Source organism: Spirillospora sp. CA-294931 (assembly GCF_050946795.1).
GTDB lineage: Bacteria > Actinomycetota > Actinomycetes > Streptosporangiales > Streptosporangiaceae > Spirillospora.
The window spans coordinates 8,616,463-8,635,499 of record NZ_CP192006.1 but is presented as its reverse complement, the minus strand read 5'-3'; the positions used below and the strand labels follow the sequence as shown (position 1 = coordinate 8,635,499).

28 protein-coding genes are annotated in these 19,037 nt (G+C 68.1%); 22 read left to right on the top strand and 6 right to left on the bottom strand.

The genetic code is table 11. From position 1 onward, the window contains the following. Positions 1-84: 84 nt before the first annotated feature. The 9 genes from ACQPY4_RS39325 to ACQPY4_RS39285 all read left to right on the top strand — a co-directional run bounded on the left by ACQPY4_RS39325 (position 85) and on the right by ACQPY4_RS39285 (position 7,682). Positions 85-822: a hypothetical protein gene (locus tag ACQPY4_RS39325; protein WP_433330051.1), complete on the top strand. Its 738-nt coding sequence runs from the start codon at positions 85-87 to the stop codon at positions 820-822. Positions 823-834: 12 nt separating this feature from the next. After that, complete coding sequence (locus tag ACQPY4_RS39320) at positions 835-1,320, top strand: hypothetical protein (protein ID WP_433330049.1); 486 nt, start codon at positions 835-837, stop codon at positions 1,318-1,320. Then, positions 1,302-1,994 (top strand): hypothetical protein, encoded by a 693-nt coding sequence (locus ACQPY4_RS39315; protein WP_433330048.1) that lies wholly within the window; start codon positions 1,302-1,304, stop codon positions 1,992-1,994. The genes ACQPY4_RS39320 and ACQPY4_RS39315 overlap by 19 nt, the downstream gene beginning before the upstream one ends. Further along, on the top strand, positions 1,987-4,074 hold the full coding sequence (locus ACQPY4_RS39310) for an RNA ligase 1 family protein (protein ID WP_433330047.1): 2,088 nt from the start codon (positions 1,987-1,989) through the stop codon (positions 4,072-4,074). Before ACQPY4_RS39315 ends, ACQPY4_RS39310 begins: the two co-directional genes overlap by 8 nt. Further along, positions 4,071-4,280 (top strand): hypothetical protein, encoded by a 210-nt coding sequence (locus ACQPY4_RS39305; protein WP_433330046.1) that lies wholly within the window; start codon positions 4,071-4,073, stop codon positions 4,278-4,280. The genes ACQPY4_RS39310 and ACQPY4_RS39305 overlap by 4 nt, the downstream gene beginning before the upstream one ends. An 8-nt stretch (positions 4,281-4,288) precedes the next feature. Continuing rightward, a complete protein-coding gene (locus ACQPY4_RS39300; protein WP_433330044.1) occupies positions 4,289-4,771 on the top strand; it encodes a hypothetical protein in 483 nt (160 codons plus the stop codon). Positions 4,772-4,804: 33 nt separating this feature from the next. Then, positions 4,805-5,716 carry a hypothetical protein gene (locus ACQPY4_RS39295; RefSeq protein WP_433330042.1) on the top strand — a complete coding sequence of 304 codons (912 nt, stop codon included), beginning with the start codon at positions 4,805-4,807 and terminating at the stop codon, positions 5,714-5,716. A 367-nt stretch (positions 5,717-6,083) separates the two neighbouring features. After that, complete coding sequence (locus ACQPY4_RS39290; protein ID WP_433330040.1) at positions 6,084-6,413, top strand: hypothetical protein; 330 nt, start codon at positions 6,084-6,086, stop codon at positions 6,411-6,413. A gap of 150 nt (positions 6,414-6,563) precedes the next feature. Then, positions 6,564-7,682: a YaaC family protein gene (locus tag ACQPY4_RS39285; protein WP_433330038.1), complete on the top strand. Its 1,119-nt coding sequence runs from the start codon at positions 6,564-6,566 to the stop codon at positions 7,680-7,682. A 949-nt stretch (positions 7,683-8,631) separates the two neighbouring features. Here the strand turns inward: ACQPY4_RS39285 and ACQPY4_RS39280 are convergent. From ACQPY4_RS39280 to ACQPY4_RS39270, 3 genes are all read right to left on the bottom strand, one after another. Further along, the gene (locus ACQPY4_RS39280; protein WP_433330036.1) at positions 8,632-9,021 is read right to left on the bottom strand and encodes a hypothetical protein; all 390 of its coding nucleotides are present in this window, start codon (positions 9,019-9,021) and stop codon (positions 8,632-8,634) included. A 313-nt stretch (positions 9,022-9,334) separates the two neighbouring features. After that, positions 9,335-9,811 carry a hypothetical protein gene (locus tag ACQPY4_RS39275; protein WP_433330034.1) on the bottom strand — a complete coding sequence of 159 codons (477 nt, stop codon included), beginning with the start codon at positions 9,809-9,811 and terminating at the stop codon, positions 9,335-9,337. Next, positions 9,808-10,005 (bottom strand): hypothetical protein, encoded by a 198-nt coding sequence (locus ACQPY4_RS39270; RefSeq protein WP_433330032.1) that lies wholly within the window; start codon positions 10,003-10,005, stop codon positions 9,808-9,810. Before ACQPY4_RS39270 ends, ACQPY4_RS39275 begins: the two co-directional genes overlap by 4 nt. 78 nt (positions 10,006-10,083) lie before the next feature. Between ACQPY4_RS39270 and ACQPY4_RS39265 the strand changes: the two genes are divergently transcribed. The 11 genes from ACQPY4_RS39265 (at position 10,084) to ACQPY4_RS39215 (ending at position 16,380) form a co-directional block, all read left to right on the top strand. Then, positions 10,084-10,425 carry a hypothetical protein gene (locus ACQPY4_RS39265; protein ID WP_433330030.1) on the top strand — a complete coding sequence of 114 codons (342 nt, stop codon included), beginning with the start codon at positions 10,084-10,086 and terminating at the stop codon, positions 10,423-10,425. 225 nt (positions 10,426-10,650) lie between these two features. After that, entirely contained in the window at positions 10,651-10,890 is a 240-nt protein-coding gene (locus ACQPY4_RS39260) for a hypothetical protein (protein ID WP_433330028.1), read from the top strand. A gap of 131 nt (positions 10,891-11,021) precedes the next feature. Further along, the gene (locus ACQPY4_RS39255; RefSeq protein WP_433330026.1) at positions 11,022-11,519 is read left to right on the top strand and encodes a hypothetical protein; all 498 of its coding nucleotides are present in this window, start codon (positions 11,022-11,024) and stop codon (positions 11,517-11,519) included. Positions 11,520-11,843: 324 nt separating this feature from the next. Beyond that, on the top strand, positions 11,844-12,197 hold the full coding sequence (locus ACQPY4_RS39250; protein WP_433330024.1) for a hypothetical protein: 354 nt from the start codon (positions 11,844-11,846) through the stop codon (positions 12,195-12,197). 232 nt (positions 12,198-12,429) lie between these two features. Next, positions 12,430-13,710 (top strand): DUF932 domain-containing protein, encoded by a 1,281-nt coding sequence (locus ACQPY4_RS39245; protein WP_433330022.1) that lies wholly within the window; start codon positions 12,430-12,432, stop codon positions 13,708-13,710. Positions 13,711-13,830: 120 nt separating this feature from the next. Then, positions 13,831-14,136: a hypothetical protein gene (locus tag ACQPY4_RS39240; protein WP_433330020.1), complete on the top strand. Its 306-nt coding sequence runs from the start codon at positions 13,831-13,833 to the stop codon at positions 14,134-14,136. Beyond that, complete coding sequence (locus ACQPY4_RS39235; RefSeq protein WP_433330018.1) at positions 14,136-14,516, top strand: hypothetical protein; 381 nt, start codon at positions 14,136-14,138, stop codon at positions 14,514-14,516. Before ACQPY4_RS39240 ends, ACQPY4_RS39235 begins: the two co-directional genes overlap by 1 nt. A gap of 193 nt (positions 14,517-14,709) precedes the next feature. After that, positions 14,710-15,174, top strand: a complete 465-nt coding sequence (locus ACQPY4_RS39230; RefSeq protein ID WP_433330016.1) for a hypothetical protein — start codon at positions 14,710-14,712, stop codon at positions 15,172-15,174. Positions 15,175-15,237: 63 nt separating this feature from the next. Beyond that, a complete protein-coding gene (locus tag ACQPY4_RS39225) occupies positions 15,238-15,702 on the top strand; it encodes a hypothetical protein (RefSeq protein ID WP_433330014.1) in 465 nt (154 codons plus the stop codon). A 203-nt stretch (positions 15,703-15,905) separates the two neighbouring features. Further along, the gene (locus ACQPY4_RS39220) at positions 15,906-16,151 is read left to right on the top strand and encodes a hypothetical protein (RefSeq protein ID WP_433330012.1); all 246 of its coding nucleotides are present in this window, start codon (positions 15,906-15,908) and stop codon (positions 16,149-16,151) included. Further along, positions 16,144-16,380 carry a hypothetical protein gene (locus ACQPY4_RS39215; RefSeq protein ID WP_433330010.1) on the top strand — a complete coding sequence of 79 codons (237 nt, stop codon included), beginning with the start codon at positions 16,144-16,146 and terminating at the stop codon, positions 16,378-16,380. The genes ACQPY4_RS39220 and ACQPY4_RS39215 overlap by 8 nt, the downstream gene beginning before the upstream one ends. An 11-nt stretch (positions 16,381-16,391) precedes the next feature. Here ACQPY4_RS39215 and ACQPY4_RS39210 read toward each other — a convergent pair whose 3' ends face one another. The 3 genes from ACQPY4_RS39210 to ACQPY4_RS39200 all read right to left on the bottom strand — a co-directional run bounded on the left by ACQPY4_RS39210 (position 16,392) and on the right by ACQPY4_RS39200 (position 17,717). Continuing rightward, a complete protein-coding gene (locus ACQPY4_RS39210) occupies positions 16,392-16,904 on the bottom strand; it encodes a hypothetical protein (RefSeq protein WP_433330008.1) in 513 nt (170 codons plus the stop codon). Between the two features lie 78 nt (positions 16,905-16,982). Continuing rightward, entirely contained in the window at positions 16,983-17,195 is a 213-nt protein-coding gene (locus ACQPY4_RS39205) for a hypothetical protein (RefSeq protein WP_433330006.1), read from the bottom strand. Between the two features lie 150 nt (positions 17,196-17,345). Next, positions 17,346-17,717, bottom strand: a complete 372-nt coding sequence (locus ACQPY4_RS39200; RefSeq protein ID WP_433330004.1) for a hypothetical protein — start codon at positions 17,715-17,717, stop codon at positions 17,346-17,348. A 274-nt stretch (positions 17,718-17,991) separates the two neighbouring features. Between ACQPY4_RS39200 and ACQPY4_RS39195 the strand changes: the two genes are divergently transcribed. Together ACQPY4_RS39195 and ACQPY4_RS39190 are read left to right on the top strand one after the other, a co-directional pair. Next, positions 17,992-18,363 carry a hypothetical protein gene (locus tag ACQPY4_RS39195; protein ID WP_433330003.1) on the top strand — a complete coding sequence of 124 codons (372 nt, stop codon included), beginning with the start codon at positions 17,992-17,994 and terminating at the stop codon, positions 18,361-18,363. A gap of 386 nt (positions 18,364-18,749) precedes the next feature. After that, on the top strand, positions 18,750-19,025 hold the full coding sequence (locus ACQPY4_RS39190) for a helix-turn-helix domain-containing protein (protein WP_433330001.1): 276 nt from the start codon (positions 18,750-18,752) through the stop codon (positions 19,023-19,025). Positions 19,026-19,037 lie beyond the last annotated feature (12 nt).

Sequence of the window (19,037 nt, the reverse complement as noted above, 5' to 3'; positions counted from 1 at the left end):
CGCAGACGCCCCAGCGCGCATCCACACGCCTAAACCCATCACTCACGGCGATCGAGCGATCTCAGAAGGTGACAGGAGGGTGGGGTGACCAACCAGGAAGGCGTCATCGAAGCGACACGCACCAACCCGTTCGGCGCGGTCTGGTGTGACGAGCATGACCGCTGGGAGTGCGTCCACCAGCGCAAGAAAGCCCGGGGTGGCGGCCGATGCCATGGCCGCGCGATCGTCGGCCTGGACTCCTGCCGCCTCCACGTCGGCAAACGGCTCGAGCAGGCCAAAGCCGAAGGCGCCGCGATCCACGCCGCATGGTCCGCATGGTCCGCCGAGCGCGGTACCGCCGACATCAACCCCGCCGACGCCGTCCTCGGCATGCTGAAGATGACGTGGGCCCGCGTCCACGTCTACGCCCGCCTCCTGGAAGCCCAGGTCGCCCAGGCCCACGACGACCGCGAAGCCGGCCGCGACCGATCCCCACGAGGCGCGGGCCCGATCGGCGAAGGCACCGGACTCGTCGGACACACCTACGCCGCAGTCAAGGACGAGGGCATCTACGCCTCCGGCGAGGCCATCCGATCACTCGCCCAACTCGAAGCCGCCGAACGCGACCGGTGCGTCAAATACGCCAAGACCGCCCACGACATGGGCATCGCCGACCGCGAGATCCGCCTCGCCGAGAAGCAGGGCCAGCTCATCGCCGACGCCGTCCGCGCCATCCTCGCCCGCATCGGCCTCTCCGCAGAACAGCAGGCCCGCATCCCCGAGATCGTCCCGCCCATCCTCCGCGCCATCGCCGCTGGCGAGCGCCTGACCACCAACCCCTGAAAGGACCCAGCCATGGGAATATCCGCCACAGCTCAACTCGTCTACGGCTACAACCTGGGCGGCGGCGAGATCGACTGGCTCGTCGAGGAAGCCACCGGCGAGTACGGCGCTCTCCACCTCGACTGGTACGACGAGCAGGACGACGTCGAGGAAGTTGGGGACTTCGTCGATGTCGCAATGCGTCGCCTGCTCGCCTCAGTCGGCTTCACCGAGACCGACTGGCGTGCCGCTGGCTACCACGAACGGAAGAAGGAAGCCCAACAGCGCCTGGGCGTGACGTTCGAGACCTACTGCTCGAGCGAATTCCCGATCTACGTCCTCACCGCCCACACCATCACCGCCGCTCAAGGTCACGCGCAAACCATGGACATGGCGGCGCTCCAGCGCCAGCCCACCGAGAACAGATGGGACGCCCAGCTCGACACCGCACTCCAGACCCTGGGGCTCACGCCCACGCAGCCCCGACCGGCCTGGCTCCTGTGCTCCTGGCAGGGATGATGGCCGCCCTGACCAAATGGCCGCGTCTCCTTGTCGCCGGCGACCCGGTGACCGAGGCGCAGGCCAACGACATCCTCATCCGCAGCAACCCCCGCTACCTGGTCAGCAACGACCGATCCTGGACCGCATTGGTTGCCCGCGAGTACGGCATCCCGCTCGACCCGCACGGCGGCCTGGACTGGAAAGCCGCAGCCGAGGTGTTCGAGCGCCTCGGCGTACTGCACCTGAACCACCTGGCCAACCACCGCATCATGTCCCCGACGATCGTCGGCCCGCACGGATGGTGCGCCTGGGACGGCCGCATCGGCTGCTCCACCTACAACATCGGCAAATGGCCCACGCGCGAGGACGTCCAGGAAGACCTCACCGCCATCGCCGCGGCGTGGCCGTTCCTGCGCATGGACGTCCAACTCGTCACCGACGAAGGCGACGGGGACCTGGCCGCGATGTGGCAGGTCGCCGACGGCCACGCCGCATTCGTCGAACCGGGCGATCCACTGCCCATCCACGACCTGACCGACACCGCGATCATGCTCCGGCTCTTCACACCGGGGGCTGAACGCGGCGTCACCCTCAATCGACTCCGCCAGGCCCTCGCCCAGGTCCGCACGAAAAAGGCCCACGCCTCGAACGAAGACCCGCCCCAAACAAGCGCGGAGAGAGACCATGCCTGAACCCGCGAACGTCCTGCTCTCGGGGATCGTCGGCTCCACCGCCTACGGTCTCGCACGACCCGGATCCGACATCGACCGCCTCGGCGTCTACGCCGCACCCACGATCTCCCTCCACGGACTCAATCCTCCGACGGGCCGAGACGCCACCACCCACACCACCAAGCCGGACGTCACCATGCACGAGGCCGCCAAGTACGCGCGGCTGTGCCTCAACGCCAACCCGTCGGTGATCGAACTCCTGTGGCTGCCCGACCACCTGTACGAGACCCGCACCGCGCTCGGCGACCACCTCATCGACATCCGAGACGCGTTCCTGTCCGCCCCACGCGTCCGCGACGCCTACCTCGGCTACGCCATCTCCCAGTTCCGCCGCCTCGAGGCCCGCGGTGACGGATCGTTCTCGGCCGACACCCGCAAACGGACCGCTAAGCACGCCAGGCACCTGGCCCGTCTCGTCCACCAGGGCCTGCAGCTCTACGCCCACGGCACGCTGGACATCGCTGTCGCGAATCCCGACTGGTACTGGAACTTCGGTGAAGGCGTCGCCGACGGCGACCTGGACCTCGCCCGGTTCGTTCTGGAGGAGGCCCGTGTGGACTTCGACGGCCTCACCACCCCACTACCGGACGAGCCAGACCGGGACGCGGCGGAAGCGTGGCTGCACGCCGTCCGAGCAGCCCACCTACCCGCCCCAACCCGCTACACCGCCGCGCCTGCGGCGGCCAGAACGCGAGACCCTGACGGGTGGTCACCGGCCTGGCGTGACCCCTACGAGCGGCTCTTGCGCGGCCCTGACGTTTCGCTCGCGCGGATCCGCGCGCTCGACCGTGTGCCCGTCAGCAGCGCGGCGCTCGCCGCCCCGTACTGCGACCCCGCCTTCGGGCTGAGATCCCTGCTCGGATTGCGCGACCCCGAGCAGACCGCCGAAGTCGACCGAACCATCGGCCGCAGGCGCCAGGCGGACGCTCAACAACAAGCCGTCACCCCGGCCCCATCGCGGGTGCCCGCGCCCGGCCTGCCCACGGAAAGGGGCCACCCGATGCCCCACAGCAACCCCGCCGACATCGAGCTCGACGGCCAGGACCTGGACAGGATGACCCGGGCCGAACTCGCCGAGTTACACGGCCCCGAACACGCCATTGCCGAAGTCCTCGACGAATGGAACCACCGCGAGCACGGCCTCACATCGTCCTCACACGGCGTCGGCTGCTCCTCGACCTGCTCGCGACCGAGGGCTACCGCGTCACACCCATCGACGTCCCCGGCGGCCCACTGCCGTCGCCTACCGAATAGACCGGAGCACCACATGCGCAAGATGCCGACGATCTTCGTCCGCGACTGGGAGAACGACCCAAGCCGCGTCACACGCCAGCCCAACCCCGACTGCGCCTGGGTATTCGACGGCGAAGGAATCCCGACCCGAAAGCACGACGGGACCTGCATCGGATTCGCCGACGGCCGGTGGTGGGCGCGCCGCGAGGTCAAGCCCGGCAAGACCCCGCCGCCCGGATTCGAACTGCTCCAGGTCGACGAGCGGACCGGCAAACGCACCGGCTGGGTCCCCGTCGAGCAGTCCTCCTTCGCCCGCTACCACGCCGAGGCGCTCAACCCCGCGACGCCCGGCCCCGGCCTCGCGGTCGCACCCGACTGGGCGCCCGGCACGTACGAGCTGATCGGCCCCAAGATCAACGGCAACCCTGAAAGGCAGGAACGCCACGTCCTGATCCAGCACGGCTCCCAGGAACTCGCCAACGTCCCGCTCGACTACGACGGCCTGGCCGTCTGGCTGCACAGCCACCCGTACGAGGGCATCGTCTGGCATCACCCAGACGGGCGGATGGCGAAGCTGAAGCGCCGCGACGTCCCCCGCCCACTGCACCCGAGCTCCTGCTCCGACGAGCCGGGACCGGAGAAAGCCGACTGGAACCCCTCCGGCCACTACCGCGGCCGCCACCCCACCGGCCTCGCCCAGACGGCTGGCGCCGAAGGCACGCCATTCGCCTGGGAGGGCAACGGTGCGGATGGAGCCTTCGACACCAGCTCCCTCACCGAGCCCCTGTCCGGCGGTGTGGCCGAGTGACCGTCACGCTCTACCTCTTCGGGCGGGAACTGGTGTCCGTCCACCTCTTCCGGCCTCCGGCCGCCGAGCCCGGGCAGGCCCGCGAGGCCAGCGAAGCCGGTGAGGTCAAGCCGCCTGCCGGCCCGTTCGGATTCGCTGGCGGCACCTTCGGCAGCCAGGACCTGGCATGGCAGCCCGACACCGCACGCCCCATCGATACCGACTAGGACACCCAGTGCCCAAGTGCATGATCAAACCCGAACCGGGCCGCGACCTCTACGTCGAATGGTCCACAGTCGTCGAGGCTCCCGTGGCCCACGGAACCCGCGCCGAGTGGGAGGCCGAAGGCGTCGATCCCGCCCACCTGGACCGCGCCGACCGAACCGGAACGTCCTGCTACCCGCCGCTGAGCCTCGGGGCATGGGACGACGACGAACTCCTGGTGGCCGAGCCCCTCGGCCGCCAGCGCCTCCTGCCCCGCGACCACCTCACCGCCTACACCACGGCGCTCCACCGCCGCCGCGTCCACGAGGCATACGGCATGACCCGCCCCATCGGTGCGATACCCGAACCACCCGAACCAAAGACTCGCCGCCGCGCCGTGCGGGTGCACCGCCGCCGGTGCCGCCTCTGCAGCCCAGGCGGTCAACCCGGCCCACTCAAGGCCGCCAAGGTCGCCTACGCCCGGCGACGCAAAGCAAGGCGCCGCCGCCGGTGACCAGCCAATCGATAACGCTGAAGGGAGCCGCCGATGTCCGATGACGCCGGGGCGCACGCCCAGGCCCTCGCCGAGCTCGTCGCCGAGCTGGTCGACGAGGTCAAGACCGACGAGCCCGTCACGCGGTACCAGCAGGTCAGCCGCGGCAAGGGCAGAACCATCACCACCATCGACCCGCGCGCCCGGCACATCACCCGCGACGTTGGGCTCCTGCGCCAGCTCAGCGCCATCAAGAACCGAGCCAGCACCATCGCGGTGAAGGTCTACCGCTGGGTGCCCGACGACGGCGACCAGTGCCGCGAACTCTGCCACCACGGCCACTGGGAGTTCGTCCGCACCGACGCCCGTCCAGCAGAACACCTCGGCGCCGCCACCACGGGAGCCGCAGTCCCCGGCGGCTCACCCGGCTGGGACGAGGCTGGCGCTCTCAACCCGCTCCGCTCCATGGGCTTCGAATCCGCGTCACCCGCCACCGGCGCGCTCGAGCTCCACGACGACATCCGCCGCGGCGTCGACCAGCTCCGCCGCGACCTCCGCGCCGCCGCTGGGAAGTCGTGGGGTGGCCGCAAGGCGCCGGAGGCCGCGCTCACCGAATGCGTCGGCCTGCTCCTGGACGTCGACGACGACACCGCCCGCGAGGCCGTCCGTCGAGTCCGCGCGTGGGTGTCCACCGCGCGGATCGTCCTCGGCTACGACGCTCCGATCGTCCGGCTCCGCGACGTCGTATGCGGGGAGTGCGGCGGGGAACTCCATGTCCGCGCCGACGCCTCCACCGCCGTGTGGTGCGCGGGCCATCCCGCCACCTGGTGCTACGGGCCCGGCCTGCCCGGCACCGAATGGGGCGCCGTCGAGTACCCGGCACTGGAAGGGTGCGGCGAACGGTATCCGCGAGGGGCATGGATCAAGCTGCTGGAACAGTCGGAGAAGGACAAGGAGAGCCGATGAGCGCGATGCGGCCAAGATTCGACCCGCCGCTCAGTAGCCACGCCTTGGTCTACGCCGGCCCGGTGACTCTCACCGCGAACGGGGCGGTGCCGCGCGAGCGTCTGGGCCTGCATCTACGTCCGCCAGCTTGAGGAACCGGACGAGGGCGCGGAGTGGCCTATCCGTGTGCGCCCCACCGGCACCGAGATCCGCCAGGCACATCACTGCTTCCGCCTGAGGCACGGCTGGCAAGCCTAGCCCCGAAGGATCATGGGCGCCCTCTTGCGGCAAGGCCACCCTGCTGCCAAACTTCCGGTATAGCTATATCGGCGATCGGTCGCGATATATCGTTAGTGTTAAGTTAATTAGTACGGAAGGAAAAACTTCGATGCCGGAAAGTCAGTCCGATGACACAACCCAGGAGAAGGCCGCCAAGCTGGGAGCTGCGTGGGTGGGTGCTGGATCGGACGGCGCCCTCCACGCTTGGCGACTCCAGGAGCTGAGGAGAGCCGCCGTGAGCGACGACGCCAGCTGGCTTCTGAACCTGTTGCTTGAGGTGCAAACGGACGAAGTCGTTCGAGGTACAGCCACCGTTGCTATCGCTGACGCCGACCAGCTCGATGAGTTTTTGGATCCCGCAGTGCGGCGGGCGCTCGTAGTGCGAATCCACAAGCTCGTGGCTGGCACCGTCGACTTCGAATCTGCCGAGCCCCTCTAGCAACGCTCGATCATGACCCGCCCCTGGACGACTCCCGTCCGGGGGCGGGGGCCTTCATCGACAGCCAAAGGACTCTGAGTTCAACCCCGGCCGAACAGGGTGCATCCAGTGCCATCATCAAGACCTGACCCATGACCTCTCCAGCGGACCATGGGTACCTCTCACACGCAGCGAAGGCCCATTCCCAATCTGGTCGCGGGAACAGCCCTGCTTCGCAAGACTGGCTTCATGACCGCCGCTGCAGAGCCCACATGGGAACGGATCCGCGCGACCAGATGGCGTGCGCCGGCGCCAGCCGCCGCAGACCCGGACCGTAGGCGGGCCTACGGAGCCGCCCTCGAGCAGGCTGAGCAGTTGTTCCGGGCAGCCCATGACGTGGGCACAGAGACGCAGCCGCTGCTCATCTTCTATGGACTCAGTCAGGCCGGTCGGGCTATCGCCGCTGCTGCATTGTCCAGTATCACTGACCAAGGTGGATGGCAGCTCAGAGGGCACGGCATTTGTTCAGTCAGCCATACCCTTTCTGGCCCTCTCTCCGATATACAGATCAAGACCGATAAGCCGGGGGGCACGGGTAGCTTCGTGCGGCTCTCCGCATTGCTCGGCTCACCGCTGTGGCCGAGTACGAGTTCCGTCCGTTTTGAAGAGGCTTGGGACTGCCTCCCGGAGAACTATCAGTGGCCACTCACTGACGACGACAGGCGTCGCCGTATGCCCCTCTACGTTGACTGCCGATCGGTCGCTCCAGACCTCCATACGCTGGCCAGTGCCCCAGTCGCTTACTTTCCGCCGTGGGTACTGAACGACGCGCAGCATGACAGAGCGCTGGTTGATTACCTCGCCGCTTTTCCCGAGGCGCAGGGCTTTCACAGCTTCCGGAGAGCGGGCAATGGAGTGGAAGCGGTACCAGAGTTTGAAGCCCACGCGGATGGCTGGTGCGAGCTGCTCATGCATTGGGAGATGCCAGAAGCCAAGTCCGCGTCTCAGGCAGAGCGGCAAAGGCATTTGAAGGACCTCACGAGATCGTACGACGAGGCGCGATACTTCTTCCCTGCCATCGGCGGTTGCAGCCGCAGCATTCACCCGCTAATGGCCTGGTGGGTGGTCCTGCACACCCTTTCTATGTTGGCTCGATACCAACCTGCCGAATGGGCGGCGCATATCGACGTTGATCGAAGCCGCGCCGTTGCGATCGAGCAGCTATTGCGGGGCGCCCTCACATCCGTCCCGCAATTGGTGGCAAAGACAATTGAGGAGGTGTCTAGCTAGCCGGCCTGCTCGCACTTGAGCCCCTGGACCGGTACGGCGAGAAGCTCTCCTGAGACGCGCTGCTGGAGACCTAAGGAAGCAGCGGGCGGAACCAGCCCCGAACGTTTCGGCCTGGAACGTGTGCAGCAGCGGCAACAGTGCAACTTGGGCCAACCTGGGAGACTGCGCCTAATCGCCAGTAGTCGCGACCTTCCTATCGGTTGGCGGTGTAGCGTTCTTCTACGCGCCTCACGTCTCTCACGGCTGGGTTCCTGCCATGCCCCGCTGGCCAGGAACCACTGGTCGGTTTGTCGAGAGAAGGAGGTGCAGTGTGGCGAAGCGGAACGCTAGACGCCGCAGACCCACGAAACCGGATTGGCTGCAGGTTGGGATCTTCCTAGCATCGCTCGGAAGGCTCGCTCTGGAGTGGATTCGTCGGGGTGAAGGATCAGGGCACTGACCGGCTATTAGCCGGTCAGCAACCCTGACCCCTGCACTCTGGCCTCGTGCCCGGGCTCGTCTTTGGCTGGACACCCGGGCACGGGGCTCCGCAATCTCAGGTGGTCTCAACCTGAAAGTGCAATGTGCCACCACCATCATGCCCGAGTTTGTATCAACCGTGTGCCATCTTATGAGACTGTCAGCATTATGAACGTTAGCCTGCCGAGTATTTCACCTGGGCATACTTATATGAGAGGCCGCTGACCTCACCTCCGGCACGGCCCCGTCCGCCTGTGAAGAAACACTCCCGGGACGACCAGCGTCGCCCGGTGTCCGATGGCAAGCTGCTGGGATGCCAGCCGCACCCTGCACCGCCTGCCTCGACGCTAAACAGCCGCGCACCCAGGCCAATGCGCCTGCGGCCAACGAGGCCGCATGAGCCACGTCCGCTTCCACTCGCCCTCCGGCACCGCGAAGCTCTTCGGCGCAGAGCGCGCCCACGCGAGCATCGTCTCCCGCGGCGCCGCGCTCATCTTGTTCGGCGGTCGGGCGGCCTGCTGAATGGCGGGCCGGTGTTGGCTGCGCGGCGCTGGCCCTCGGCGATCCACTGGTCGAGCAGGGTCACGTCGGCGCCGGCTTCGATCAGCAGCTCGGCCGCGCGGCGGTGATGTTCGGGGTGGGAGGCGGGGGCGGCGCCGAGGTAGATCCCGGCGACCTCGGCGAGCAGGTCCCGGCGCAGGACGGCCGGCGGGGTGTGCGGTGACCCGCGTCGCCGCGGCGGCTGTTGGGTCGCGATCTCGCGGAGCGTCTGGACGGCCGCCGCGCGAGCGTCGCCTTCGAGGGCTGCGTCGGCCAGACGGGACGCGCGGCCCTGGAGGCGTGAGGTGATCAGCGCTTCGGGTGAGATACGGTGCGGCACCCTCCGAAGAATAGAACACTCGTTCGAGGCTAGTCGGCTGCCAGAGGCGGTCCCCACTCGGCAGGCTGCGGGGGTTCACCGCGGGTCCGCGTGTGCTGGTCATAGAGCAACTGGCCGTACGCCTCACGGTCGGGCACCTCCTCCCTGCAGGAGCCGCACCGGACGCGTAGCTGCAGGCCGACGTGCCAAGTGACGTAATGGCCAGCGGTTGCCCCGCAGACTGGGCATGCCACGACTACGGCGCGAGTGGGGGCGGGCCGCTCCACCACGATGGAGGTGTTGAGGAAGATGTAGGTCTCGCCCGATCGCGCGCTCACGAGACTGCGTCCGGCTCGAGGCCGAGGGCTTCGTCGAGCCGCTCTTGCCAGTCGTCGGCCTGGAGGTCGATCGCGCTCAGCGTGTGCCCGAATCGGAAGCCGCTCCAGGTGTCGGGCTTCAGCTCCAGGAGCTTGGTCTCGTTGCGGGCGCGGAGCCCCTCGAGGGCCGTCCGCCACCGCTCCTCCTCGGGCAGCTCGCCCCACAAGTCCGCGCGCCGCTCGTCGCGGTAGTCGGCCTGGGCCGCCTCGTCGAGGTATGTGCCGAACCGGTCCGCCCAGGTGAGCATCTCGCCGGTGGTGCGGTGCCGCGCGAAGTGGTGGTCCGGGTTCAGCAGCTCGAGCAGCCTGTCGCGGTTGCGGAAGACCGCCATGGCCCCGAGCGCCACGTCTCGGGAGACGATGCTGGCGTGAGCGCGTTCGGCGCCGAGAAGCTCGGCGGTGCCGGACTGGCTGTGGAAGTAGACGCGGCTCATGGCTCGGGCCTGGGTTCGGGCCGCTCGGGCAGCTTGGCCCCAGGTTCGCCGGCGTACCAGCGGACGAACGAGCGCAGGACCTTGGACATATCCGCCTCTGGATCGGGGCTGCGGTCGACGGCACTGGCGAAGCTTTCCCACAGGTCATCGGTGGTGCGGAACTTGCGATAGCCGGTCGGCTCACCTCGAGGCATCAGGGTTCCTTTCTGTGGCCACAACTAAGTCTCTCACAGGTGTTGAACTGTGGCCACAGTACGGGTATGGTTGTGGCCATGACGAAGACGGCGAAGACCGCGACCTGCACCCGCTGCAAGGCCACCCTCCGCAGCGCCGCCAGCATCGCCCGCGGAATGGGCGCCCACTGCGAGCGGGTGGCCCGCCGGGAAGCCGTCGTCGTCGCCGCCGGATTCAAGCCCGCCGCGATCGAGAAGGCCCGCCAGCTCATCGCGGACCGCGCGATCGTCCCGCTCCGGGGCCGCCGTGTCTTCCACGTCGTCGCCTCCAATGGCACCGACCGCTACCTGACCGCGCCGAACACCTGCAACTGCCCGGCCGGACTGCGCGCCAAGCACGCCTGCTACCACCGCGCCGCCGCCGCCATGCTCGCCGCCTAACTCCCGCCCCACCAGAAGGAAACCCGCTGCCATGACCAGCCAGAAGCCCCCCCCCTCGCCCCTGGGACCGCCACCCTCATCAAGATTGAAGGCGGCGCAGGTGACTGCGATGCCTGCGGTAGGCCGCTTAGCCTGCGCCGCTTCTACGTCAAGTACTCCGAAGGTGTCCAGCAGATCCTCGGCCGCCGCTGCGCCGCGAAGGCCACCGGCTGGACCATCGCCCAGATGAAGGACGCCGAGAACGCCGAAGCGCAGGCCGCGATGGAAGCCGAGCGTGAGCGGCGCCGGGCCGAGTTGATCGCCGAATACCCGATCTTCGCCGAGGTCGACCCGGTGCTGATGAGCGACATCGTGACCTCCGACTGGCACTGGCGTGAGGGGCATGACCAGCGGTGGCGGCTGTTCGCGGAGAACCGCGTCGACACGATCGAGGAGCGGCGGGGTGGTCGCCGCGTCGGGCGCTGACACCCGCACCAGGGCTACCTGGAGCACGTCCGGCGCAGCAGCTTCACGCGGGCGTGACGCCCTGCCTCGGGCCCGTACCCGCGGCGGGCCCGGGACAGGACGCCAGAACCGACATCGAGGAGAGCCTTCGCATGAACGTCTTCACCAGCCGCAATGAGCTGCCGATGCTGCCGCCCCGCGAGACCGGCAGGTCCCGCGAGGTTCACGTCCCCGTCCTCGACCTCCAGGGCGGATACCCGCTGGTCATCACGCCCGCCCGCCGCTGGGACATCACCATCCACGACCCCGCCACCGGCCACGAGGTCGACAGCCGGATAGGGCTGCGGAGCTGGTCGGCTGTCGAGGTGGCGATCGACATGCTCGTCGGCCGCGCCGAGGCCCTCGCGGCGGGGATCTGCCAGTTCGACCTGTTCGAGCTCTGCACGCAGCCGGTTCTGCCTGGTCGGTCCTACTGCATCGAGCATGACCACGCCCTGTCGCACCTCGACAGCGGCTGGTCTGCGGGCCACCGGCGGGTGACCGTGGTGTGCCGCTGCGGCGAGAGGTTCACCAGCGAGACGCGGGCGGAGGCGCAGCGCGCGCAGGTGGAGCACGCGCTAGCGCTGGTGCCCCAGCTCGGGAAGCGCTGACGCGGCGCTGGCCGCTCCCCTGTCCCGGTATGGGAGTGGCCAGCGTGACGCCAGACCACACCACGAGGAGAGACATGAGAATTACCGAGACCCTGGCCGGGGGCTACATCAGCGCCGTCGCCGCCGCACTGAAGACCGCCGGGCACAAGGTCGATGAGCCGGTCATCCGCGCCGAGGAGGGCGTTGTCCTCCACGTCATGATCGAAATCCCGGACGCCTTCACCGACGCCCTCTCCGGGCGGGCCGGGCTGGCGCTGCTGTGGGAAGCCGGAGGAGTACGAGATCGGGGAGGGCTGGAGCGCTGCCGTCTTGCAGCACGTGCTGGTGAACGCGCGCCGGACCACGATGTACACGGACCTGATGTTCGGCATCGTGCCGCGTCCGAGCGTCCTGGTCGCGGCGGTCGCCGCGATGATCCAGGAGGGCACGCTGGCGGCGGGACGGATCGGGATGAGTACCCCGGAGTTGCTTGCCGAATACGCGGGGGGCGAGCGGCTGGTCGACGTCGAGGTGGCGGCCCGGTCGTTCGCCTTGACGTGGCGGAGGGAAGACCTCGTAGGCGACATCGCTCAGCTCCTCAGCTGCACGGAGGTCGACGACCTTGCCGAGCTGCTGGCAGCGGCGGGGCACGGCGCCGTCGCGGAGGCGTGTTGGCGGAGCACGCCAAGGGCGACATGAGGGGGGACAGCCACTGGCAGGGAGCTGCTTAGCCCTGGTGATCGCAAGCGGCTCGCCTCCCTCGTGGAGGCGAGCCGCTGTGTGCGAGCGCTCGCCGCTGGTCCGACGCTCGGGGTTGAGGCGAGAGGCGTGCTCCGTGGCTACTCTGCCGCGAAGGCTCAGCAACTTAATCAATGTGACATTGACAAAGTTGAGAGTGAATGACAACCTTAGCAATGTCACATTGACGAAGTTGCTGGAGGTTCTCTTGTCGATCGACGTCAACGAAGCGTTCGCCGCCGAGAAGGCGGACCAGCTCACCCGAGAGCGCGAGACTCGCGCCGCCGCCAAGGACCACGAGACCAGCCGCATCAGCAGGTTCGAGACCGCTGTGGCAGAGGGCCGGATGGTCCAGGTCGGAGCCGACTCCTTCCGGGTGACCCAGGGTTGGGACGCGGGGGAGGTCTTCACCGTCAACCGCGATCTCGCCACAGGCCAGATCCTGGAGGTCGTCCCGAATCACGGCCTCGACGTCAACGCCGACGGTGACGCCCTCCTCTACAGCGCCGTACCTCCCTGGCACAGCCTCGGCAACGTCATCCCCGGCGGCATCTCCGACATCGACAAGGTCCTCGAACTCGGCGGGATCGACTTCCTCGTCGACAAGGTCCCCGCCCAGTACATGTGGGACGGCAAGCTGCGGACCAAGCCCGACAGCTACATCACCGTCCGCGCCGACACTGGCGACGCCCTCGGCAACGTCGGCCGCATCTACCAGCAGATCCAGAACCGGGAACTGTTCACCTTCCTGGAGAACCTCGTCGCCCGCCACGGCGTGATCTGGCAGTCCGCCGGACCCCTGCGCGGCGGCCGCAAAGTCTTCGTCTCCATGAAGGTCCCCCAGAACGTCATCGTCGACCCCGGCGGCCTGGACGACCAGATCGAGCTGTACGTCGTCGTGATCAACAGCCACGACGGGTTGTCCTCCGCGCAGGCCCTCGTCACGCCGTGGCGGCCGGTCTGCGGCAACACCGAACGGTTCGCTGTCCGCGACGCGGTGCACCGCTGGGACATCCGCCACACCACCGGCGCGCTGTCGCGCATCGATGAGGCCCGCCACACCCTCGGCCTCACCATCCAGTACGCCGACCAGTTCGCGATCGAGGAGACCGCGCTGGCCCGGACCGACCTGGCCATCGCCGAGTTCCACAAGCTCATCGACGAACTGTGGGAGCCCGCCGACCCCAGCGACCCGACCCGGACCCGCAACAACGACGCCCGCCGCCGCGACCAGCTCGACGCGATGTTCCGCGCCGAGACCGAGCGCGCCGGTCGCACCGCCTACGCCGCCGAGCGGGTCATCACCGACTACCTCGACCACCACGCCGCCCGCCGCCCGGCCCGGACGCTCACCGAGGAACTCGGCCGCGACCGCGCCTTGGACGTGGTCCGCGCCACCGCCGTTCTGGAAGGCGGCGACGACAAGACCAAGACCAACGCCCACAAGTGGCTCATGACTCTGGTCCGCAACTAGTCCCATACCGCTCGTCTCCGCCGCTGAGCGGGGACGAGCCGGGGCCGGAAGGGGAACCTCGCGCTCCTCCCGGCCCCGGCCCGCCCCCGCTCAACAGCCCACACCTGAGGGAGTTCAGCCATGAAGAGCATGACCGTCACCGCGACCGCCTGGCACGTCGCATCCGAGACGCACAGCGGCGTCGTCTACACCGTCACTGCGAGCACCTGCGGTGAGATGACCTGCACCTGCGCCGACTTCCGGTTCCGCCGTCCCACTCGTGACGCCCACGAGTGCAAGCACATCGAGGTCGTGCGCGAGGACCGGGGCCTGAACTACGCGGGAGTGCTCGACCTGATCACCTTCGGCCTGTCGGGCGACGACATCAAGGCTCTGGCCGCCGCGTCTGACGCGATGGCGCGCCTGGCCAGCGCGGGTGGACGCTGATGAATCCGATCAACTGGGCTCGCGTCCCGGGCCCTGTCCTTGACCTGCTGCGCCGCGTGAAGGACATCGAGAACCGGCCGCAGGGCTGGTCAGACGCTGTCGCGGCCGACGCCGTCAGCACCTGGTTCCTGGACCATGGAGTCGACCCCAACGTGCCCGCCCACCAGATCCCGGCCGCCGACGACGAGCGCGTCACCTATGAACGGCTCATCCAGGTCACCTGCACCGCCTACTGGGAACTGGACGAGCGCGACCTCGACTCCGCCATCGCGGCAGCTGTGAACGGCACCGTCGTGCGCGTCGAGGACAACGAGGCCAGCGAGATGCACTGGATCGAGCTGGACGTCCACGAAGTCACCCCGTTTCCCTGTTGCCCCTGACCGTCCCCAGGCCCGCGCCCGGGAGGCCAAGACGCGCCCTCGCCTCCCGGGCTGCCTCAAGGTGCCTGGGGAGGGAGAGAGCCGACGCCCGCCTCTCGCCGATGCCCCACCAGATGGCCCTCGGCGAGGTTCTGCGGCTGTGGCCGCCACAACCACAGGGCCAGCCAGACCAGCACTCACCAGAAAGCACGACATGAGGAACAAAGCCCGCGACCTCAAACCCAGGCCCACCGCCGCCCAGATTCGCCCCGAGGAGGATCTCCTGCAGATCACCGGCGCGCTCGACGGCATGGGACGCCAGCAGTTCTCCGTCTACTGGGCCAGCGACACCCCCTACGCGCAGGGTGGCCCGCCCGACGGTGTCCGGGGCCAGGTCTTCCACACCCAGCTCGACGAGTTCATCACCACCCACCAGCAGCGAGGCGACGAGGTGCGGATCTGGGCGATCACCGGCGATGCCGCAGACGGCCCCCTCGCCCGGTTCGTCGAGCGTGTGGACGACTGGAGGCAGAACCGGATCGCCCTGGCCGACCACGAAGCTGCCGGTCAGCCCGTGTCGCAGGGCATGTGGACCGCCAGCCACGACGACGCCGACTCCATCATCGACGGCGTGGTCGACCTGCTCAACCGGCTGCCCAGAGACAGCCGGGGCACCTGACCGCCAGGTCCTCCGGGCCGCCCCGGGGGCCTGGCACAGAGCCCTCACACTTGGAGGAACTCCATGGCAGTAACCACCAACAACGACGTGTACGCCATCAACAACCTGGCTCACTACCTGCTCCCGCAGATGCCCAGATACGGCCGTGCCCCGGTGACGGCGGAGAAGGCGGCCGAGGCGCTGGCCCACCTCGCCGAGGCCGCCTACCGGAAACACGCCGCTGGGGTCACCGGCGAACAGATCCGCGCCGAGTGGGCCAAAAACCCGCCCGTTCCGGCAGGCGGCGAACGTGGTGCCCCCTCCATCGAGGACGCGCAGATCATCGACGGTCGGCTGCGCTGCCCGCACTGCACCGCCTGCGACACCATCGTCGAGGTCGACAGCGACACCAGGCGCAACGAAGTGTCCGCCAGCGGCGCCGACAGCGTCATCGTCATTCAGAGCGACTCGTGCTATGCCACCGACCGGTACGAGTGCAGTGCCTGCCAGGGCGTCGTCGATCTGCCCTACGACATCACTTTCACCTGACCGCCTGGTGTCCGCACGGGGCCGGGGACGGGCCAGGTTCTCCTGACCTATCCCCGGCCCTTGGCCGTCGGGCGGATCTGCGCACATAGAGGTGGTGCTGCGAGATCCGCACGAACCACGCTGGCTTGGGCAACGCTTGCAGGTCAGCGCCCCCCGCCGCCCTAGACTTCATCAACGTCGAATTGGCGAGGAGAGGCGGAAGCATGGAGACGCTACCTCTGGGGCACCCAGACAAGCCTCTCTGGGGTTATGCGGACATCGCCGTCTACTGGGGCGTCACGGAGAAGACCGTCCGTGAGTACAAGGCCCGCGGCAAGCTACCCCAGGAGCACGACAAGATCGGCCGGACGCCGGTCTGGCTGCCCCGAACCATCATCGAATATCCGCGCCCAGGCCGAGGCGCGCGGACCGACCTACGCGACCAACCACTGGAGCAAGATCATGACTGATCCTCCGCAGAACAGAGTGAGCGTCAAGGTGCTGCTGCTCTTCGGCGACCAGGCCGAGCTCGTCACCCCTGAGCATCCGGCGAACGCGCCGTTGAGAGTGCCGGCCATCCAGATCGCCCGCGACGCCGACCTGCCCGTCAACGAACTGCCAGGGCGAAGATTCACCGCCGTCCGCCAGGACGACGGCGGCCTCGACCGCTTCGAGCTGGTCGACGACCCCCGGAAGTGACGCTCGAGGATTCACTCCTCAATGGGCTCCCTCTGAGGGGCGCTCTTGCTGGGGCGGCCAGCACTGCGCGGACGGGTCTTGGCGAGCCGCTCGATGTGCGCGCGGACGAACAGGGGGCCCCTGGCGGTGCGGGTCACCACGTGGACGTCGTGGTCCTCGACGATCGTCGCGGCGCGCTGCCGCGTGACTCCGAGGATCTGGGCGCTCTCGGTGAGGCCCACGAGCGGCGGGACGAGCGGCTCGGCTTCGCGCCGTTCGAATTCAGCCCAGGTGATGATCTCCGCGCCGCGCAGCGCGAAGGCGATGCCGGTGGCCTTGCAGGCGGCCTCGACCGCGCGGACCGCGCCGTCGAACGCCTGCCGCAGGGTGCGGGCCTCGATGGTGAGCTGCGCTGAGGGGTTGCCGTTGGGTTCGAGGCCGACGGAGGCTGAATACGGGGTGAGGTGTTCGGCCAGCTCGGCGAAGTGTTCGTCGGTGAGGTCGGTGGCTGGAGCCCATTCGACCCGGGCGGCCCAGGCAGTCATGATGGGTATCCCTTCTCTTGTCGCCGTCAGGACAGGGTGGGGTGGAGGGCCGCCAGTGTGCGCTGGCGGCCCTCCGGCTTACCGGCCCTTCGGGGGCCAGATGAAGCCCGCCCGGCGGAGCCGGGCGACGGAGTTCGCGAACCCTCGCGTGTCGGAGGGGGTCGAGGCCAGCGTCGCGATGACATGGCCCTCGGGGTCGCGGACGAGCCAGTGACCCTTGCGGGTCTTGGTCACCGAGAAGCCCTGGGTCTCCAGCACTTTGATGAGGCGCGCGATCTCCTTCTTGTTCATTCTGTCACCTCCCTCCCTTGTCGCCGTCAAGATCAATGTTAGCAATAATCACTGACGAGCGCAACGATTTATGGGTGTGGAGAGGACCGATGGTGGCGCGGTTGGGCAAGACGAACGCCGCCCCCTCGCAAGCGAGGGGGCGGCGTGTGACTACATCTCGAAGTCGATGTCCAGGGCCTCTGAGAGACCTTCGAGCAGGAGCGCTATGCGGCGAACCGCGAGCTCCATCCCTGCCAACCGCCACGGAGCGGGACCTGCTATCGAGACCAGGGCGCCCAATTCGTACCCGGTAAGCCAGTCCGTGATGATCATGGCGATCTCGTCCTGGTGCAGCTCCGGCAGGGGCTGGTCGAAGACGAGTACGGACCGTGCCCTTTCCAGGGCTGCGAGGCTTTCCAGGGGGACGCCCTCGCTCATCGGGGGGACCTCGATCGGGATGGGGAGCTGCGCCAGCAGCTTCACGATGACCGTGAACGCGGCAGCCATACTGCGCGTCAGTTCGTCGAACGTGTCGTCGGCCATACTGTTCCTCTCTGGAGTTGTCAATCTGTCCAAGTCGGCGCGAGGTCTCACTCCCGCTTGCCTGACACTGACGACAGTACCAGAAATCACTGACGAGCGCAACGATTTCCGAGAGTAAATGATCACCCCGGATGCGGTAGGTGCTGGGCGGGCCCCAGAGGATAAATCGTTGCGCTCGTCAGTGATTTTAGGTAGTGTGGTTCACGTCAGGCCGAGGGAGTGAGACCCCGAAGCCCGGCGCACGCGGATTGACAACTCCAGAGAGGAAACGTCCATGGACGACCACCCGGGCAAAGACCCCCGCGAGCTGCTCGCCGAGGTCACCCTCCACCTGATCAGCACCTACGGGCTGCTGGTCAAGGCCCTGGCTGGCCTCCCCATCCCGATCGAACTCCCCAGCCTTCTCGACGGCTGGCACACCGAGGAGATCGACGACAGCCTCATCCGGGCCTACTACCTGGTCGCCGAGATCCCTCTCGGCTCCCGCAAGCGCGAAACGCTCAGAGGAATGCTCCTCGACTGGATCGCCGCCGCCGACTGTCTCCTGGACGCCCAGGAGGCCCCGGCACTGTGGAAGCTGGACTTCTGTGTCACCCAGCTCGTCCGGATCCGTAGCCGGTGGGTGACCTACAAGGCCATCGAGTGATCGTCGCGCCGCCCCGGCCGCCAGCCGGGGCGGCGCTCCTCACCCGCCAGAGCGAACCGTCCCGCAGCACCCACACCGCGCTGAAGTGAGCCGTACCCAACACGCGAGAGGCCGACGGGAACGAGAACGCGATGCGCACCCGGTGAGACACCCGTCGGCCTCATGCAGATTGACACCTCAACAGAGATGACGCCTCCCAGAGTACCCGCGCGGCTGCCGCTCGAGCCGCGAGGTTTGCGCGGTGAAAGGCAGACCCGCACCCACCGCGCCGTTCCTAAGCCACAGGCGGGCAAGTGGAGGACTTACCGCAGCCGTCCCAAAGGCGCAGGCAAGCACCGCCAGCCACCCCCTCCACACCACCAGCTAGCTGCGCGCACACTGACGGAATGCACCAACCAGCAACACCCCTGGACACGAGCACCGGATCCACCCAAGAAGCACTCTCGCTCCTGGAGACCATCGGCACCCACGCCTGGGGCGCCACCGCGCACCAGCTCGCCGCCGACACCGGCATGCCCCTCGGCCGCACCCGCGACCTGCTCCACACCCTCGCCCTCACCGGCTACGTCACCCCCGGCCCCGCACGAACGTGGCGCCTCGGTGACCGCCTGGAGTTCCTCGCCCGACGGCAGGCACACCAAACGCGCCTCGCAGGAGCGTGAAGAGCACACCCG

Excerpts from the sequence above, each read along its gene's own strand:
- ACQPY4_RS39225 (WP_433330014.1), top strand. The coding sequence starts at position 15,238 with ATGGCAGTAACCACCAACAACGACGTGTACGCCATCAACAACCTGGCT.
- ACQPY4_RS39210 (WP_433330008.1), bottom strand. The coding sequence starts at position 16,904 with ATGACTGCCTGGGCCGCCCGGGTCGAATGGGCTCCAGCCACCGACCTC.
- ACQPY4_RS39240 (WP_433330020.1), top strand. The coding sequence starts at position 13,831 with ATGAAGAGCATGACCGTCACCGCGACCGCCTGGCACGTCGCATCCGAG.
- ACQPY4_RS39205 (WP_433330006.1), bottom strand. The coding sequence starts at position 17,195 with ATGAACAAGAAGGAGATCGCGCGCCTCATCAAAGTGCTGGAGACCCAG.
- ACQPY4_RS39275 (WP_433330034.1), bottom strand. The coding sequence starts at position 9,811 with ATGAGCCGCGTCTACTTCCACAGCCAGTCCGGCACCGCCGAGCTTCTC.
- ACQPY4_RS39230 (WP_433330016.1), top strand. The coding sequence starts at position 14,710 with ATGAGGAACAAAGCCCGCGACCTCAAACCCAGGCCCACCGCCGCCCAG.
- ACQPY4_RS39295 (WP_433330042.1), top strand. The coding sequence starts at position 4,805 with ATGTCCGATGACGCCGGGGCGCACGCCCAGGCCCTCGCCGAGCTCGTC.
- ACQPY4_RS39310 (WP_433330047.1), top strand. The coding sequence starts at position 1,987 with ATGCCTGAACCCGCGAACGTCCTGCTCTCGGGGATCGTCGGCTCCACC.
- ACQPY4_RS39215 (WP_433330010.1), top strand. The coding sequence starts at position 16,144 with ATGACTGATCCTCCGCAGAACAGAGTGAGCGTCAAGGTGCTGCTGCTC.
- ACQPY4_RS39255 (WP_433330026.1), top strand. The coding sequence starts at position 11,022 with ATGAACGTCTTCACCAGCCGCAATGAGCTGCCGATGCTGCCGCCCCGC.
- ACQPY4_RS39265 (WP_433330030.1), top strand. The coding sequence starts at position 10,084 with ATGACGAAGACGGCGAAGACCGCGACCTGCACCCGCTGCAAGGCCACC.
- ACQPY4_RS39290 (WP_433330040.1), top strand. The coding sequence starts at position 6,084 with ATGCCGGAAAGTCAGTCCGATGACACAACCCAGGAGAAGGCCGCCAAG.
- ACQPY4_RS39285 (WP_433330038.1), top strand. The coding sequence starts at position 6,564 with ATGGGTACCTCTCACACGCAGCGAAGGCCCATTCCCAATCTGGTCGCG.
- ACQPY4_RS39220 (WP_433330012.1), top strand. The coding sequence starts at position 15,906 with ATGGAGACGCTACCTCTGGGGCACCCAGACAAGCCTCTCTGGGGTTAT.
- ACQPY4_RS39260 (WP_433330028.1), top strand. The coding sequence starts at position 10,651 with ATGAAGGACGCCGAGAACGCCGAAGCGCAGGCCGCGATGGAAGCCGAG.
- ACQPY4_RS39195 (WP_433330003.1), top strand. The coding sequence starts at position 17,992 with ATGGACGACCACCCGGGCAAAGACCCCCGCGAGCTGCTCGCCGAGGTC.
- ACQPY4_RS39320 (WP_433330049.1), top strand. The coding sequence starts at position 835 with ATGGGAATATCCGCCACAGCTCAACTCGTCTACGGCTACAACCTGGGC.
- ACQPY4_RS39270 (WP_433330032.1), bottom strand. The coding sequence starts at position 10,005 with ATGCCTCGAGGTGAGCCGACCGGCTATCGCAAGTTCCGCACCACCGAT.
- ACQPY4_RS39235 (WP_433330018.1), top strand. The coding sequence starts at position 14,136 with ATGAATCCGATCAACTGGGCTCGCGTCCCGGGCCCTGTCCTTGACCTG.
- ACQPY4_RS39190 (WP_433330001.1), top strand. The coding sequence starts at position 18,750 with ATGCACCAACCAGCAACACCCCTGGACACGAGCACCGGATCCACCCAA.
- ACQPY4_RS39200 (WP_433330004.1), bottom strand. The coding sequence starts at position 17,717 with ATGGCCGACGACACGTTCGACGAACTGACGCGCAGTATGGCTGCCGCG.